Here is a 16,395-nt window from a genome sequence, read left to right as displayed (position 1 = left end):
ACCATGAGTTCGGACGCCGCGGTCCCGCCCGCACCGGAAGGGTTGACCAGCCACGACTTTCCGGTGCACTGGCCGGTGCTGACCCGCTGGGCCGACAACGACATGTTCGGCCACCTCAACAACGCGGTGTACTACCAACTGTTCGACACCGCGATCAACGGATGGATCGGCGCCAACGCCCAAGCCGTCGATCCGATCGGCATGCCGGAGCTGGGGGTGGTGGCCGAGTCGGGTTGTCGTTTCCTGGGCGAACTGGGCTTCCCGGACCGGCTCGTGGTGGGGCTGGCGGTCACAAGGCTGGGGCGCAGCAGCGTCACCTACCGGCTCACGGTGTTCCGGGATTCCGACGAGGGCGGCGCCGACAGCACCGATGCTGCGCCGTTGGCCGCGCTCGGGCACTGGGTGCACGTCTACGTCGACCGCGGCACCCGGCGCCCGGTGCCGATCCCCGACGGCATCCGGGCACTGCTCGCCACCGCTCAGGTTTAACGCGAAACCGACGTTTGGTAGCCAAAGTGCGAGAGCGCTGCTGCCAAACGTCGGTCTCGGCGCTCGAATCGACGGTGGCTATGCTCGGCGGATGCCGCTCGTGAGCAAGACCGTCGAAGTCACCGCCGACGCCACCACGATCATGGGCATCGTGGCCGATTTCGAGGCATACCCGCAGTGGAACGAAGAGATCAAAGGGCTGTGGGTGTTGCACCGCTACGACGACGGCCGTCCCAGCCAGGTGCGGCTGGACGCATCGTTCTCCGGCTTCGACGGCACCTTCATTCAGGCGGTCTACTACCCCAGCGAGACCCAGATCCAGACCGTGATGCAGCAGGGTGACCTGTTCACCAAGCAGGAGCAGCTGTTCAGTGTGGTCGGGATGGGCCCTACCACGCTGCTCACCGTCGACATGGATGTCGAAACCCAGATGCCGGTGCCCAAGCCGATGGTCAAGAAGGCCGCCAACGACGCCCTGGACTACCTGGCCGACAATCTCAAACGCCGCGCCGAGCAACTGGCTTCGGGTTAGCGTCGGGTCGTCGCCGTCGTCCTAGCGTCGACCGCAAGCTCGGTGGAGCCGGGCCTCGACGAAGCGGGAGAGCCGAATTGAGCCAACCAACCGATCCCGCTGAGCAGCCCTACCGCGCTCGACGGCAGAACTGGGTCAACCAGCTGGACCGGCACGCGCTGATGCAACCCGACGCCCCGGCGCTGCGGTTCCTGGGCCAGACCACCACGTGGGCGCAGTTGCGGAAAAGGGTCGCCGCGCTGGCCGACGCGCTGAGCCGCCGCGGAGTCGGTTTCGGCGACCGGGTCATGATCCTGATGCTCAACCGCACCGAGTTCGTGGAGGCGGTGCTGGCCGCGAACATGCTCGGCGCGATCGCCGTTCCGGTGAACTTCCGGCTCACTCCACCGGAGATCGCCTACCTGGTCACCGACTGCCAGGCGCAGGTGCTGATCACCGAACCGGCGCTGGCGCCGGTGGCCGTCGGTGTGCGCGAGCTGACCGGAACGCTGCAAACGGTGGTGGTCGCGGGTGGTTCAGCGAGGCTCGACGGAGGAGAGGCGAAGCTGGGACCGCCGCATGAACCCGGTGATGCGGCAGGTGAGGGCCTGATCGCCTACGAGGACCTGATCAACGAGACCGGTCAACCGCATCAGCCGGTGGACATCGAAAACGATTCGCCGGCCCTGATCATGTACACCTCGGGAACCACCGGCCGGCCCAAGGGCGCGGTGCTCACCCACACCAACCTCACCGGCCAGGCGATGACCGCGCTCTACACTGCCGGCACCGGTTCCGGCGACGTCGCCTTCATCGGAGTGCCGTTCTTCCACATCGCCGGTGTCGGCAACCTGCTGCCCGGCATGTGGCTGGGTATTCCGACGGTGATCAATCCGCTCGGTGCCTTCGACGCCGGCCAACTGCTCGACGTGCTCGCCGCCGAGAAGGTCACCGGCATCTTCCTGGTGCCCGCGCAATGGCAGGCGGTCTGCGCCCAGCAGCAGGCCAACCCGCGCGACATCGTGTTGCGGACCATGTCCTGGGGCGCGGCGCCGGCCTCCGATGCGCTCCTGCGCCAGATGGCGGCAACCTTCCCGGGCACCAAGATCCTGGCGGCATTCGGGCAGACCGAGATGTCGCCGGTCACCTGCATGCTGCTCGGCGAGGACGCCGTTCGAAAGCTCGGATCGGTCGGCACCGTCATCCCGACCGTCGCCGCCCGGGTCGTCGACGACGAAATGAACGACGTAGCCGTCGGTGATGTCGGTGAAATCGTCTACCGGGCACCCACCTTGATGAGCGGCTATTGGAACAACCCGGAGGCCACCGCCGAAGCCTTTGCCGGCGGATGGTTCCACTCCGGGGATCTGGTCCGGATGGATTCCGAGGGCTACGTCTGGGTGGTCGACCGCAAGAAGGACATGATCATCTCCGGCGGCGAGAACGTGTACTGCGCCGAGGTGGAGAACGTCCTGGCCGGTCACCCCGACATCGCCGAGGTGGCCGTGATCGGCCGCGCCCACGAGCAATGGGGCGAGGTTCCGATCGCGGTCGCCGCCCTCACCCGGGCCGGTCTGGACCTGACGGACCTCGATGACTATCTGACCGAGCGACTGGCGCGTTATAAGCACCCCAAAGGCTTGGAGATCGTCGAGGCTCTGCCGCGCAACCCGGCCGGCAAGGTGCTCAAGACCGAGCTGCGAATCCGCTACGGGAACGCCTCGGGATACGAGTCGGTAACGGCCGCAAGCGATACTGCGCAGAATGGCGACGGTTGAGGTGGCGGCACGTTACTCTCCGGTAGGAACGCAACGCACGTTGGACCGAATCGATCTCCTTCTCACGGAGCCATCAGGTATGGTCCGATGGTCGCCAACGGCACGTTGGGCCGCTATGGTGACGCGGGTCTCGGAGGAACATTGGACGGACGGAGAGACACTGTGCGACGCGATTCCTGGCTGCGTCGTGACGCGGGCTCTCCGGTGAGGGGGGTGTTGTGACGGCTCCGACGCGTCCCCGCGTGGTCGATTTCGCCCGTGATCGGGTGATGCCGCCGCTGGTCATGGTCGGCGGCTTTTTCCGGATGTGTGCGCTGACCGCCCGTGCGCTGTTCCTGCCGCCCTTCCAGTGGCGCGAGACACTCCAACAGGGCTGGTTCATCACCAGCGTCGCCCTCGTGCCGACCGTTGCGGTCGCCATCCCGCTGACCGTGCTCTTGGTCTTCACGCTGAATATCTTGTTGGCCCAGTTCGGAGCTGCCGACGTCTCGGGTGCCGGCGCCGGCATCGCGGCCGTGACCCAGTTGGGGCCGCTGGTCACCGTGCTGGTGGTGGCCGGCGCTGGTTCGACCGCCATCTGCGCCGACCTGGGCGCCCGCACCATTCGCGAAGAGATCGACGCGATGGAGGTGCTCGGTATCGACCCGATCCATCGCCTGGTGGTGCCGCGGGTGATCGCCGCCACCGTCGTCGCCCTGCTGCTCAACGCCCTGGTGATTGTCATCGGTCTGTTCGGCGGCTTCCTGTTCGGGGTGTACCTGCAGAACGTGTCCGGGGGCGCCTACCTGTCCACGCTGACATTGCTGACCGGACTTCCCGAGGTGATCATCTCCACAGTGAAAGCGAGCGTGTTCGGACTTATCGCCGGCTTGGTCGGTTGTTATCGGGGTCTTACTGTTCGCGGCGGCTCCAAAGGGCTCGGTACCGCCGTGAACGAGACGGTGGTGTTGTGCGTGATCGCACTGTTCGCGGTGAACGTCGTGCTGACCACCATCGGCGTGAAGTTCGGAACGGGGACCTGACATGTCGACTTCGGCAGTGCTGCGGGGCAGATTTCCCGGGCTGATCGCGAACTACCAACGTTACGTCGGGGCGGCCGGACGTTCGCTCGACAAGAGCGGCCAGATGGGCTGGTTCTTCCTGACCGCGATCCGGGCGATCCCATGGGCGCTGCGCAGATACCGCAGGGAGACGCTGCGCCTCATCGCCGAGTTGGGGATGGGCACCGGCGCGATGGCCGTGATCGGCGGCACCGTGGCGATCATCGGTTTTGTGCTGCTCGCCAGCGGCTCACTGATCGCCATCCAGGGCTTCACCTCACTGGGCAACATCGGCGTGGAGACCTACACCGGTTTCGCCGCGGCGCTGGTCAACGTCCGTGTGGTGGGCCCGGTCAACGCCGGTATCGCCCTGGCCGCGACGGTCGGGGCGGGAGCCACCGCGGAGCTCGGTGCGATGCGGATCAGCGAGGAGATCGACGCACTCGAGGTGATGGGGATCAACTCGATCTCCTACCTGGTGTCGACCCGGGTGGTGGCCGGCTTCACCGTGATCATCCCGCTGTACGCACTGGCCCTGATCATGGCGTTCGCCTCGCCTCAGGTCGTCACGACGCTGTTCTTCGGGCAGTCGTCGGGAACCTACGACCATTACTTCCGAACTTTCCTGCGACCCGACGACGTGTTCTGGTCGTTTCTGGAGACCATCTTGATCGCGGTCGTGGTCATGGTCACGCACTGTTACTACGGCTTCAATGCCAGTGGCGGCCCGGTTGGTGTCGGCGAGGCAGTCGGCCGATCGATGCGGCTCTCGCTGATCTCGGTGCCGACCATCGTGTTGTTCGCTGCGTTGGCGCTCTACGGCGTCGACCCCAACTTCAACCTGACGATGTGATGGCCATGGCAACCGGGAGACAGAACAAATCGCACACCCCGCCATACCGGATGGCGGGCGTGGTGACTTTCGCGGTCCTGGCGATCATCACCGCGTTGGTGTACGGCCAATTCCGCGGGGCATTCATCAAGACGACACCGCTGACCATGGTCTCGCCGCGCGCAGGCCTGGTGATGGACCCGGGTGGGCCGGTGACCTACAACGGCGTGCAGATCGGACGGGTCGGAAGCATCTCGCCGACCGAGTACCAGGACAAGCCGGCGGCCAAGTTCACCCTCGACGTGGACCCGCAATACATCAAGCTGATCCCGTCGAACGTCGAGGCCAACATCCTGGCCACCACGTTGTTCGGCAACAAGTACGTGTCGCTGACCGCGCCGGAGCACCCCACGCGTGAACGCATCAGCACCAAGCACATCATCGCGACGTCGGTGACGACGGAACTGAACACCCTGTTCGAGACCGTGACCAAGCTTTCCGAGAGCGTCGACCCGATCAAACTGAACCTCACGCTGCACGCCGCGGCGGAGGCGTTGACGGGCCTCGGGGACAAGTTCGGCGAATCCCTGGTCAACGGCAACGCGATCCTCGATGACGTCAACGCCCGGATGCCCTTGTTCCGCCGCGACCTCAAAGGCTTCGCGGCCCTCGGGGACGTCTACGCCAACGGCGCACCGGATCTGGTCGGCTTCTTGGAGAGTTCGACCACCCCGGTGAAGACGATCACGGCCCAGCAGAAGCAACTGGACGCGGCATTGCTGGCCGCGGCCGGCGTGGGCAACCTCGGCGGGGACATCACCGACCGCTTCGGGCCGTACTTCCGGGCGCAGTTCTCCGACCTGGTCCCGGTGTCGGCCTTGCTGGACGAGTACAGCCCGGAGTTGTTCTGCGCCATTCGCAACCTCGCCGAGGGGTCGCCCAAGGTGTACGAATTCCTCGGCGGTGGAGACGGTTACGCACTCGACACCGTCAGCGAGCTGGTCAGCCCGGCCAACCCCTACCTCTACCCGGACAACCTGCCGCGTTACAACGCCCGCGGCGGGCCGGGCGGGGCTCCGGGCTGTTGGCAGGAGATCACCCACGATTTCTGGCCGGCGCCCTACCTGGTCGCCGACACCGGTGTCAGCCAAGCACCGTACAACCATTTCGAGGTCGGATCGCCCTGGGCCATTGATTACGTCTGGGGCCGCCAAGTCGGGGATAACACGATCAACCCATGAACATCACCAGGACTGCAGTCAAACTCGGCGCCGTTGGATCGGTGCTGCTCCTCTTCACGGTCGGGCTGGTCGTGGTGTTCGGCCAGATCCGGTTCGACCGGACGACCCGCTACTCCGCGGAGTTCACCAACGCCAGCGGCCTACGCCAGGGGCAGTTCGTCCGTGCCTCCGGAGTGGAGATCGGCAAGGTCAAGGACGTGCAGCTGGTCGACGGCGGCCGCCGCGTCGTAGTGAATTTCGACGTCGACCGCTCACTGCCGCTGTACCAGTCGACCACCGCGCAGATCCGTTACTCCGACCTCATCGGTAACCGGTACATGGAGCTCAAGCGGGGCGACGGTGAGGGCGCGGACCAGCGGCTGCCCGCCGGCGGGTTCATTCCGGCCGCTCGCACCCAGCCCGCTCTCGACCTCGACGCGCTGATCGGTGGTTTCAAGCCGGTGTTCCGGTCGTTGGATCCGGACAAGATCAACACCATCGCCTCCTCCATCGTCACCGTGTTCCAGGGGCAGGGCGGCACCATCAACGACATCCTGCAGCAGACCGCGCAGCTGACCGCGCACATCGCCGACCGGGACGCCGCGATCGGTGAGGTGGTCAAGAACCTCAATACGGTGCTGGACACCGCGGTTCGGCACCGCAAGACGTTCGACGAGACCGTCGACAACTTCGACAAGCTCGTCAAGGGGCTGAACAACCACGCTGACGGCCTGGCGTTCGGCACCGCCGAATTCGGCAATGCTGCCGGCAACCTCGCCGACCTGTTGGCCGACAACCGTCCGCAGCTGCACAGCATCTTCCCGGTGGCGGGCCCGGAGCCGCCGGACCGCATGGCCGACGTCGAGGGTCTGTTGCAGCGGATTCCGAAGGCGATGAAGCTCATCGGGCGGACCGGCGTCTACGGCGACTTCTTCAACTTCTACATCTGTGACGCAACCATCAAGCTTCCGGGCCTGCAGCCCGGCGGACCGGTTCGCAATGTCCGGCTCTGGCAGCAGCCGACCGGAAGGTGTACACCCCAGTGAGGACTCTGGAACCGTCCAACCGGCCGCGCATCGGCGTGATCGGCATCATCACGGTTGCGCTGGTGACCCTGGTGGGGCAGACCTTCACCACGGTGCCGATGCTCTTCGCGGAACCGAGCTACTTCGGCGAGCTCTCCGACACCGGCGGGCTCACCGCCGGAGACAAGGTCCGTATCTCGGGCGTGGACGTCGGCAAAGTCCAGGATCTCTCCATCGACGGGGATCACGTCCTGGTGCGGTTCTCCGTCGGCGCCAACCCGATCGGCACGGACAGCATGATCGGGGTGAAGACCGACACCATTCTGGGCCGGAAGGTGTTGGCGATCGACCCCAAGGGCGAGAAGAAGATGCCGCCGCAGGGCGTGCTGCCGCTGGGGCAGAGCACCACGCCCTACCAGCTCTACGACGCGGTCTTCGATGTCACCAAGGCCGCATCCGGCTGGGATATCGACACCGTCAAGCGGTCACTGAAGGTGCTCTCGGACACGGTCAGCGAGACCGCCCCCGACCTGAGCACCGCGCTCGACGGCGTCGCCAGATTCTCCGACACCATCGGCAAGCGTGACGACGAGATCACCCACCTGCTGGCCCAGGCCAACCAGATCGCCGCCGTGCTGGGAGACCGCAGCACCCAGGTCGACGCGGTACTGCGCAACACGCAAACCCTGCTGGCCGCGGTCAACAAGCGCAGTCAGGCCATCTCGGCGCTGCTGGGCAACATCGCCTACTTCGGCGAACAGGTGCAGGGCCTGGTCAAAGACAACCCGGGACTGGACCTTCACCACGTGTTCGAAGAAGCCGACAACATCACCAGCATGCTGGTGCGGCGCCAAGACGACATGCGGGACATCTTCACCACATTGGGCAGGTACCTGACGATCGTCAACGACGCGATCGCCTCGGGGCCGTACTTCAAGGTTTCGGCGCTCAACGTGGTCCCGTTCTGGATTCTGCAACCGTGGGTCGACTCGGCGTTCAAGAAGCGGGGCATCTCGCCGGAGGAGTTCTGGCGTAACGCCGGCCTGCCGGAGTTCCGCTACCCCGACCCCAACGGGACCAGGTTCGCCAACGGTGCGCCGCCACCGGCGCCGCAGGTGCTCGAGGGCACGCCCGAGCACCCCGGACCGGCGGTCGCGCCGGGTTCGCCGTGCTCGTACGCACCGGCGGCCGGAATGTTCCCGACCCCGGGCAACCCGCTGCCTTGCGGGAACCTGGACCCGAACTCGGGACCGTTCGGCCAGAGCGGGCCGTATCCGGGTCCGACCGATGTGTTGATCTCGCCGCCGAATCCGGACGGCCTGCCGTCCACGCCGGGGATTCCGATCGCCGGTCGGCCGGGAGAAACACCGCCGGTGGTGCCGGGCACCCCGGTACCGATGCCCGACGCCAACCCCGGAGCGCGCTCCGAACCGATGGGTCCGATGCCCGGACCGGCTCCGGCCAACCCGGGCGCGGCGCCTCCGCCGGGGCCCAGGGCCCCCGGGCCGCCGGCACCGCCCGGGCCCGGCGACCAGTTGCCCGCGCCGTTCATCGCACCCGGTGAAGGCGGAAACAGTCAGCCAGGCGGCGGCGGCGGATCACTGGAAGGGAGGTAGCCGGACGTGAGTACCGTTTTCGATATTCGCAACGTGCGACTGCCCCAGATGTCGCGTGCGGCAGTCATCGTCGGATCGGCGCTGCTGGTGCTGGCATTGGTGGCCGGCTTCGGTGCCGTGCAGCTGTACCGCAAGCTCACCAGCACCACCGTGGTCGCCTACTTCCCGGAGACCGATGCGCTGTACTCCGGTGACGCGGTCCAGATCATGGGCGTCCGGGTGGGCGCCATCGACAAGATCGAACCGGCCGGCGACAAGATGAAGGTCACCCTGCACTACAAGAGCAAGTACAAGGTGCCGGCCGACGCCAAGGCGATCATCTTGAACCCGACCCTGGTGGCGTCGCGCAACATTCAGTTGGAGCCGCCGTATCGGGGTGGCCCGGTGCTGGCCAACCACGCCGTGATCCCCGAGGAGCGCACCGAGGTTCCGGTCGAGTGGGACACACTGCGCAACGACGTCACCAACCTCATCGACAAACTGGGTCCGACCAAAGAGCAGCCGAAAGGGCCGATCGGCGAAGCGATCGAGACCTTCGCCGACAGCCTGGCCGGCAAGGGCCAGCAGATCAACACGACGTTTGCCAGCCTCTCGGACGCGCTGACCGCGCTGAACAAGGGCCGCGGCGACTTCTACGGTGTGACGCGCAGCCTGGCCCTGTTCGTCCGAGCGCTGGACCACAACGACCAGCAGTTCGTCGCGCTGAACCGGGACCTGGCCAAGTTCACCAACAACCTGACCGGCACCGATCAGGACCTCGCGCAGGCCACCGATCAGTTCTACGCCACCATGACGATCATCCGGGCGTTCTTGAACCAGAACCAGAAGTCGCTGGTCAACACCATCGACAACCTCGCCCAGGTGACCACGGCCATCACGCAGCCGGACCCGCTGGAGGGCTTCGAGACCGCGCTGCACGTGCTGCCGAACGTGCTGGCCGGGGCGGGCGAGATCTACCACCCCGCGCAGGGCGCTGTCACCGGTTTCCCGGTGCTGCCGAACTTCGCCAACCCGATGCAGTTCATCTGCAGCGCGATCCAGGCCGGTAGCCGGCTGGGTTACCAGGACTCGGCCGAACTGTGCGCGGAGTATCTCGCCCCGGTGGCCGACGCGATCAAGTTCAACTACCTGCCGTTCGGTATCAACATCTGGACCAGCGCGTACACCACGCCCAAGCAGATCGCGTACTCCGAGCCGCGACTGCAGCCGCCGCCGGGATACAAGGACACCACCGTGCCGGGTATCTGGGTGCCGGACACCCCGTTGTCGCACAAGAACTCCCAGCCGGGGTGGATCACCGCACCGGGGATGCAGGGCGTGCAGCCCGGCCACGACACCGAGCGACTGTTGACGCCGGAGTCACTGGCGCAGCTGATGGGCGGCCCGGACCCGGCGCCGATCGAGTCCCAGTACCAGACCCCGCCCGGGCCGCCGAACGCCTATGACGAGGCTCCGGGACCGCTGCCCTTCGTCGGTCAGCCGCCCGGGGTGGGCCCGATAGCACCGCCCCCGCCGGGGCCCAACGTGATCCCGGGCCCGGTGGCACCGCTTCCCCCGCGAGGTGAGGGCTGATGACACGGAGCAGAGTGATGAAGACCGTCAGTCGGCGCTCCTGGCAGGCCGTGGTTCTGCTGATGGTGGCGCTGACGCTGACGTCGTGCCGGGATTGGCGGGGTATCGCCAACGTCCCGCTTCCGGGCGGGCCGGGCAGCGGTGCCGGCTCCTACACCGTGTACGTGCAGGTGCCCGACACCCTCGCGCTCAGCGGTAACAGCCGGGTGCTGGTGGCCGACGTGTTCGTCGGCGCGGTCGACCAGATCGAGTTGAAGAACTGGGTCGCCACCCTGAAGCTCAAGCTCAACAAGGACGTCCACCTGCCGCGTAACGCCACGGCGAAGATCGGGCAGACCAGCTTGCTGGGGTCTCAGCACATCGAGCTTTCGGCGCCGCGGGACCCGGTGGGTGAACTCAAGAACGGCGACACGATCGGGCTGAACAACTCGTCGTCGTTCCCGACCATCGAGCGGACTCTCGCAGGTCTGTCCTTGCTGCTGCAGCGGGGTGGATTGTCGGACCTGGACACCATCACCACCGAATTCGACGCGATCATGGGTGGGCGGGCCCAGCAGATCCGGGCTTTCCTGGACAAGCTGGACATCTTCATCGGCTCGCTCAACGACCAACGCGACGACATCACGCATGCGATCGACTCCAGCAACCGCTTGCTGAGCTACATCGGCGCGCACAACGACACCATCGAGAAGGTGCTGACGGACTTCCCGCCGCTGTTCAAGTACTTCAATGATCAGCAGACGGTCTTCATCAACGCCATCGACGGGCTCGGCCAGATGGGCAGAGCGACCAATGAACAGATCGCGCCGGTCCGGTCCGACTTGCATCAGGTGCTGACGTCGATGCAGTGCCCGGCGCGCGAACTGCGGAAGGCGTCACCGTACATACCCGACCTGTTGCAGGTCATGATCACCGCGCCGTACCACGTCGATGGTGCTTTCAAGGCGGTGCGAGGCGACTTCATCAACTCGTCGCTGGTCGTGGACCTGACCTACGCGTCAATCGACAACGCGATCCTGACCGGGACCGGGTTCTCGGGGATGCTGCGCGCACTCGAACAGTCCTTCGGCCACGATCCCGAGAAGATGATCCCGGACGTCCGGTACACGCCGAACCCCGCCACCGCGCCCGGCGGTCCGTATGTGGAAAGGGCTGACCGGAATTGCTGACCTCTCAGATCAAACGGCAGCTGGTGATCTTCAGCATCGTGACCGTCGCCGCCCTGGCGGTGTTGGGTGTGTACTACCTGCGCCTGCCGACCCTGGCCGGGCTCGGCCAGTACACGCTCAAGGCGAACCTGCCCGAGGCGGGCGGCCTGTACAAGACCGCGAACGTCACCTACCGCGGAACCATCATCGGGCGAGTCACGGCGGTCGAGCCGACCGAAACGGGCGCGCAGGCGACGATGCAGATCTCCAACGATTACAAGATTCCAGCCGACGCGTCGGCGAACGTGCATTCGGTGTCGGCGATCGGTGAGCAGTACCTGGATCTGGTGTCCACGGACAACCCGGGCCAGTACCTGAAGAACGGCCAGACGATCACCAAGGGCACGGTGCCGTCGGCGATCGGGCCGGCACTGGACGCCGCCCAGCGTGGCCTGGCTGCGTTGCCGACCGGAAAGATCTCGGCGGTACTCGACGAGACGGCGACGGCCGTCGGGGGCTTGGGCCCGTCGCTGCAGCGCCTGGTCGACTCGACGCAGGCCATCGTCGGTGATCTCAAAGCCAACCTCGGCGATGTCGACGACATCATCGAGAAGGCAGCCCCGATCATCGAAAGCCAGGTCCAGTCGAGCGACTCGATTACGCAGTGGGCGCGCAACCTCAACATCCTCAGCAGCCAGGCCGCGAGCCGGGACGAGACGGTGAAGCACATCATCACCGATCTGCCGCCGCTGGTCGACCAGGTGCACACGATATTCAGTGACACCCGGGACAGCCTGCCGCAGATGATGGCGAACGCGGCGATCCTGACCGAGATGGCCAGGCGCTATAACCGCAACACCGAGCAGGTGTTGGTGTTCCTGCCGCAGGCCGGTTCCATCGTCCAGACGGTCAGCTCGACGTTCCCGGGGCGCGCATCAATAGACGTGGCACTCGGGGCCTTCCCGGGCCCGGTTTTCCCGATCCCGATTCCGGGCCTGAGCCTGGGCTACCCGCCGCCGTGTCTGACCGGCTACCTGCCGGCATCGGAGTGGCGGGCGTTCGCCGACACCAGTCCCGCCGACCTCCCCGACGTCTCCTGCCGGATTCCGCAGGACACGCCGTCGAACAACGTGCGCGGCGTCCGCAACATCCCGTGTGTCGACGTGCCGGGCAAGCGGGCCCCGACGCCGAAGGATTGCCGCAGCGACAAGCCGTACATTCCGATGGGCACCAACCCCTGGTACGGCGACCCGAACCAGATCCGCAACTGCCCGGCACTGGGGGCGCGCTGTGATCAGCCGATCGAACCGGGCCACGTGATCCCGGCGCCGTCGATCAATAACGGCCTCAACCCGCTACCGGCGGATATGGTGCCCCCGACGCCGCCGCCGCTGAACGACCCGCTGACCCGGCCGGGTACCGGTAGCGTGCAGTGCAACGGGCAGCAACCGAACCCTTGCGTCTACACCCCGGGTGGGGGTCCCGCTGCAATCTACAATCCACAGAGTGGCCAGGCGGTGGGGCCGGACGGCGTCGAATACTCCGTCGAGAACTCGACCAACATAGGAGACGACGCATGGAAGGGGATGCTGGCACCGTTCCGGTGAGTCCGGACGGGGAGCAGCAGACCGCAGACACCGCCGAGACCGCAGACACGACGGACGAGGACACCGCAGCAGACACCGCGACGACGGAGCCGGTACCGACCGATGTGGCAGACGCCGGGTCGGGGCAGTCCCGCCTCGGGCGTCGCCACCTGGTCGCCCTGTGTGTCGTGCTGGTCGTGCTGGCCGCGGGTCTAGCGACCGCGGGATACCTGGGGCTGCGGGATCACGCCGCGAGCCAGGCCATGGCGCGTGACAACGCGGAGGCGATCGCGGCGGCCAAGCACTGCGTGTTGGCTACCCAGGCGCCCGACAGTGCCGATATCGCCTTGGCGCAGCAGACGATCCTCGACTGCGCCGCGGGAGAATTCCGAACCCAGGCCACTTATTTCGCGGAGATCTTCGTCCAGGCGTATCGAGCGGCCAAGGTGCACATCGAGCTCACCGAGATGGGCGCCGCGGTCGAGCGGAACAATCCAGACGGCTCGGTCGACGTGCTGGTGGCCTTCCGGGTCAAGGTCGACAATGTCGAGACCCAGGGCAAGGAGGTCGGCTACCGGCTGCGGGCTCAGATGGTCCGCGAGGACGGTCAGTACCGGATCGGAAGACTTGACCAGGTGGCGCGGTGACCGACGCAGTAACCGCGGTGCCGCAGGCTCAACCGGCCGGGTGGCGGACCCGAGCGGCCGCGCTGGGCGTCGACCTGCTGCCCGGCGTGATCGTGCTGGCCGCGATGGCGCTGGCGGCGCTGTCCTTCCCGCACCGCGGAATATGGTGGTGGATCGCGGTGACGATCGCCGGGCTGGCGATCCTGGCGACCGCGGTCAACCGGACGTTGCTGCCGGCGTACGCCGGGTGGAGCCTGGGCCGCGCGTTCCGCGGGATCGAGGTGGTGCGCGGCGGCGGCAAGGCCGAGACTGTCGGCGCCGGCCGCCTGCTGCTGCGCGACGTGGCGCACCTGCTCGACACCGCACCGGTCTTCGCCGGCTGGCTCTGGCCGCTGCGCGACAGGCGTCGGCGCACCTTCGCAGATATCTTGGCGCGCACCGAGGTTCGCCCGGCCGTCAACCGGCAGCCCCCGGTGGGCATCCGGACCCGGACCGGCGCGGTATTCGGAGCGGCGGCCGCCCTGAGCGTCATCGCCGCCGTGGCCGGCTACTTCCTGGTCTACCAGCCCGAACACGCGTCGGATGTGGCGAGGACCCAGGTCTCCCGGCAGGGTCCGAAGATCGTCGCGGACATGCTGTCCTACGACCCCGAGTCGCTGCAGGACGATTTCGCCCGTGCCCAATCGTTGGCGACCGCGAAATACCGCGAACAGTTGGTGCCCCAGCAAGAAGCGATCGGCGGCGCCAAACCGACACCGAACTACTACCGGGTTGCCGATGCCGCGGTGCTGAGCGCGACGCCGCACCGGGCGACGATGCTGCTGTTCCTGCAGGGTCAACGCGGGGCTCCCGGCAAGGAGCGCCTGATCAGCGCCACTGTGCGGGTCACGTTCGCGAAGACGGCGGGGGACTGGCTCGTCGACGACCTCACCGTCGTCAGCAAGCCGCTGCCCGCCGAGGAGGAGAAATGAGTCCGCGGCGCCGGATCGGCCCCGACGACACGCCGCTGTTCGTCGAGCGCAACGCCCCGAGTCGGGTGCTGGCCACCGCACTGGTCGCCGCTGTGCTGCTGGGGGTCGCGGCGATCACGGTGTGCGCCCTGGTGCTGGTCTCGCACACGTCGCACCATCGGGCGGCGATGCGAGACGTCGAGGTGCTCGGCGAGGTGCAGTCCTTCATGACGATGTTCACCTCGCCGGATCCGTTCCACGCCAACGACTACCTGGCCGACGTGCTGGCGCACGCCACCGGTGAATTCGAGAAGGAGTGCCAGGACAAGGCCAACCGGATCCTGCTCGCGGTCGCGCGTAGCGAACGGACCACCGGGACGGTGACCGGGGCCGGGGTCGAGCGGTGGAACGACGACGGCAGCGCGAATGTGCTGGTGGCCGTGGAGAACACCGGGAAGTCACCGGACGGCAAGCAGGATGTCAGCGCCGCGTCCCGCTGGCTACTGACGGCAGAGAAGGAAGGGGACCAGTGGAAGATCAGCAATCTGAACCAGGTGCTGTGACCGAGACGTCCTCCGAGACCGGGGACGGTCGGATCGACCTGGAAGGCGACGACAGCGGCGAGCCCGAGGCCGGCGGAACCGACACCGACGGTGACACCGAAAGCAACGAGGCGGCTGATGGCGCCGAGGTCGAGGCCGGCGAGGAAACCGAGGCCGAACCCGAAAAGCCCCGTGCTCGTGGGCGAATCGGCCTGCGGGTGGCCGGAGCGCTGGCAGCCGCGCTGTTCGTGGCCTCCGCCGCCTTCGCCGCCGGCGCGTCCCAGCCGTATCTTGTCGACCGGGCAGAAGTGGCCACCAAACTGGATATCGCCCGCACCGCGGCCCGAGCGATCCACACACTGTGGAACTACACGCCGGAGAACATGGACACGCTTCCGGACCGGGCGGCGGTCTACCTCAGCGGCGACCTGGAAGCCCAGTACCGCAAGTTCATCGCCACGATCGCCGAGAGCAACAAACAGGCCAAGGTCACCGACAGCACCGAGATCGTCGGCGCCGCGGTCGAATCGCTGGACGGCCCCGAGGCGACCGTGCTGGTCTACACCAATACCTCGGCGACCAGCGAACTGAGCAAGAGCATCCCGCAGATCAAGTACCTGACCTACCGGCTGTACATGAAACGCGACCAGAACCGCTGGGTGGTCACCAGGATGCCGACGATCACCTCGCTGGACCTCACACCGCGGTTCCCGAACTGAGCCATGCCGGTCACCTCGCCGCTGTCACAACGGCGCACGGTGGCGGCATTGCTGCTGCTGACCTTCGCCACCGGGCTGATCGACGCGGTCAGCGTGCTGGTGCTCGGGCGGGTGTTCGTCGCGAATATGACCGGCAATGTGATCTTTCTGGGCTTCCTGTTCGTCGCCCACACCGGCATTGACCTGACCGCGGCGATCGTGGCGGTCGGTGGGTTCCTGCTCGGCGCGATCGTCGGCGGTCGCCTGGTGCGGGCACTGGGCCGGCGTCCCCGGACCTGGGTCACCACCGCGCTGGGCATCGAGGTGGCACTGCTGGTGGGGCTGGCCGCGCTGGCAGGGTTCGGTGTGCTGCGTTACCACGACGCCAGCAAGCTGATCCTGATCCTCGGCCTCGCGATGGCCTTCGGCGTGCAGAACTCGACCGCGCGCCAGTTCGGCATCCAGGAGCTCTACACCACCGTGCTCACCTCGACCATCGCCGGCATCGGCGTGGACAGCAGGCTGGCCGGCGGCACCGGGAACCGCGAAAAGCTGCGCTACGGCGTGGTGTTGACGATGATCGGCGGCGCCGTCGTCGGAGCGACGCTGACCCATGTCGCCGTTGCGCCGGTGATCGCGCTGACAGCGGCCGTGGTCACGGTGAGCCTGCTGCTCTTCCGTTACGGCTGAGCAGCGCAGGCGAAAGTGCCTCAGGCCCAGCTACTGTTGCGGCGGTCCCTGCGTCGCCTCTCCTTCGTCGAG

At 66.7% G+C, this 16,395-nt stretch carries 16 protein-coding genes; all 16 read left to right on the top strand.

Translation table 11 applies throughout. The features are described from left to right. The first annotated feature begins 3 nt into the window (after positions 1-3). The 16 genes from ACZYY4_RS11590 (at position 4) to ACZYY4_RS11515 (ending at position 16,323) form a co-directional block, all read left to right on the top strand. Complete coding sequence (locus ACZYY4_RS11590; RefSeq protein ID WP_463810120.1) at positions 4-489, top strand: acyl-CoA thioesterase; 486 nt, start codon at positions 4-6, stop codon at positions 487-489. A 91-nt stretch (positions 490-580) separates the two neighbouring features. Continuing rightward, positions 581-1,021 (top strand): SRPBCC family protein, encoded by a 441-nt coding sequence (locus ACZYY4_RS11585; protein ID WP_463810119.1) that lies wholly within the window; start codon positions 581-583, stop codon positions 1,019-1,021. Between the two features lie 77 nt (positions 1,022-1,098). Continuing rightward, positions 1,099-2,778: a fatty-acid--CoA ligase FadD5 gene (gene fadD5 / locus ACZYY4_RS11580; protein ID WP_463810118.1), complete on the top strand. Its 1,680-nt coding sequence runs from the start codon at positions 1,099-1,101 to the stop codon at positions 2,776-2,778. A gap of 269 nt (positions 2,779-3,047) precedes the next feature. Beyond that, entirely contained in the window at positions 3,048-3,800 is a 753-nt protein-coding gene (locus ACZYY4_RS11575; protein ID WP_463810219.1) for an MlaE family ABC transporter permease, read from the top strand. 1 nt (position 3,801) lies between these two features. Continuing rightward, positions 3,802-4,671 (top strand): ABC transporter permease, encoded by an 870-nt coding sequence (locus ACZYY4_RS11570; RefSeq protein WP_463810117.1) that lies wholly within the window; start codon positions 3,802-3,804, stop codon positions 4,669-4,671. A 5-nt stretch (positions 4,672-4,676) separates the two neighbouring features. Beyond that, positions 4,677-5,891 (top strand): MCE family protein, encoded by a 1,215-nt coding sequence (locus tag ACZYY4_RS11565; protein WP_463810116.1) that lies wholly within the window; start codon positions 4,677-4,679, stop codon positions 5,889-5,891. Further along, positions 5,888-6,916: an MCE family protein gene (locus tag ACZYY4_RS11560; protein WP_463810115.1), complete on the top strand. Its 1,029-nt coding sequence runs from the start codon at positions 5,888-5,890 to the stop codon at positions 6,914-6,916. Before ACZYY4_RS11565 ends, ACZYY4_RS11560 begins: the two co-directional genes overlap by 4 nt. Next, positions 6,913-8,511, top strand: coding sequence for an MCE family protein (locus tag ACZYY4_RS11555; RefSeq protein ID WP_463810114.1), 1,599 nt, complete (start codon positions 6,913-6,915; stop codon positions 8,509-8,511). Before ACZYY4_RS11560 ends, ACZYY4_RS11555 begins: the two co-directional genes overlap by 4 nt. Positions 8,512-8,517: 6 nt before the next feature. After that, positions 8,518-10,083 (top strand): virulence factor Mce family protein, encoded by a 1,566-nt coding sequence (locus ACZYY4_RS11550; protein WP_463810113.1) that lies wholly within the window; start codon positions 8,518-8,520, stop codon positions 10,081-10,083. Between the two features lie 17 nt (positions 10,084-10,100). Beyond that, the gene (locus ACZYY4_RS11545) at positions 10,101-11,252 is read left to right on the top strand and encodes an MCE family protein (protein ID WP_463810218.1); all 1,152 of its coding nucleotides are present in this window, start codon (positions 10,101-10,103) and stop codon (positions 11,250-11,252) included. Then, a complete protein-coding gene (locus ACZYY4_RS11540; RefSeq protein ID WP_463810112.1) occupies positions 11,246-12,838 on the top strand; it encodes an MCE family protein in 1,593 nt (530 codons plus the stop codon). Before ACZYY4_RS11545 ends, ACZYY4_RS11540 begins: the two co-directional genes overlap by 7 nt. Further along, positions 12,808-13,464 (top strand): Mce protein, encoded by a 657-nt coding sequence (locus tag ACZYY4_RS11535; RefSeq protein ID WP_085259170.1) that lies wholly within the window; start codon positions 12,808-12,810, stop codon positions 13,462-13,464. The genes ACZYY4_RS11540 and ACZYY4_RS11535 overlap by 31 nt, the downstream gene beginning before the upstream one ends. Then, positions 13,461-14,414 (top strand): RDD family protein, encoded by a 954-nt coding sequence (locus ACZYY4_RS11530; RefSeq protein ID WP_085259169.1) that lies wholly within the window; start codon positions 13,461-13,463, stop codon positions 14,412-14,414. The genes ACZYY4_RS11535 and ACZYY4_RS11530 overlap by 4 nt, the downstream gene beginning before the upstream one ends. After that, a complete protein-coding gene (locus tag ACZYY4_RS11525) occupies positions 14,411-14,956 on the top strand; it encodes a mammalian cell entry protein (RefSeq protein WP_085259168.1) in 546 nt (181 codons plus the stop codon). The genes ACZYY4_RS11530 and ACZYY4_RS11525 overlap by 4 nt, the downstream gene beginning before the upstream one ends. Continuing rightward, positions 14,953-15,654, top strand: a complete 702-nt coding sequence (locus tag ACZYY4_RS11520) for a mammalian cell entry protein (protein ID WP_085259167.1) — start codon at positions 14,953-14,955, stop codon at positions 15,652-15,654. Before ACZYY4_RS11525 ends, ACZYY4_RS11520 begins: the two co-directional genes overlap by 4 nt. A gap of 3 nt (positions 15,655-15,657) precedes the next feature. Further along, on the top strand, positions 15,658-16,323 hold the full coding sequence (locus ACZYY4_RS11515) for a YoaK family protein (RefSeq protein WP_085259166.1): 666 nt from the start codon (positions 15,658-15,660) through the stop codon (positions 16,321-16,323). Positions 16,324-16,395: the final 72 nt, after the last annotated feature.

Source organism: Mycobacterium sp. IDUB_21, from assembly GCF_055419425.1.
The sequence above is the reverse complement of the archived record's forward strand: the minus strand, read 5'-3'. Positions and strand labels throughout refer to the sequence as shown.